This is a genomic window from Starkeya nomas (assembly GCF_902703545.1).
Classification (GTDB): domain Bacteria; phylum Pseudomonadota; class Alphaproteobacteria; order Rhizobiales; family Xanthobacteraceae; genus Ancylobacter; species Ancylobacter moscoviensis.
Genome location: NZ_CACSAS010000025.1, coordinates 1 through 488, shown reverse-complemented (window position 1 = coordinate 488; position 488 = coordinate 1). Strand labels below are relative to the sequence as shown.

The 488-nt window shown below is 66.4% G+C and carries 1 protein-coding gene; it reads right to left on the bottom strand.

Features of this window, described 5'->3' with window-relative positions; translation table 11 throughout:
• On the bottom strand, positions 1–488 hold a 488-nt coding region (locus STARVERO_RS22040; protein ID WP_159602155.1), incomplete at both ends, for a phage portal protein family protein.

Below are 488 nucleotides of genomic sequence, written 5' to 3'. Positions count from 1 at the left end.
GCCATCCAGTCCTTCAGCGTGTAGCTCTTCAGCATGAAGGACCAGAGGGCGAGACGCGCGAGGCCGCCCCGCCCCGGCAGTCCCGACTTGAGCCGTGGGAAGTGCGTGATGAAGGTGTACGGCGCCAGCGGCTCGCCCTCCGCGCTCGAGGAGGCGAGGCGCAGCTCGGAGCCGGTGTGGCGGTCGAAGGTGAAGAAGGTGGGATCCCGCCATTTGTAGTCGGCGATGTCCCAGCGCGAGCTGGTGTGCTGCCAGAGGATTTCGACAACGGAATAGCCCTTGCCGAGCGCGTCGGTCAGATCGCCGATCATCAGAGTGAAGCGCGGATCTTCGACCAGCTCGCGCACGGCGTCGGCGATCTCGACGTCGTGCGCCTCCTCGGTGGCGGCGGTGATGATCGGCACGAGTTCGGTGAGCGCGCGCTTGCGGGTCGAGAGCACCGAGAAATAGTGCGGCTCGCGCTCCTCCATCTCCTCCGCGACGATCAG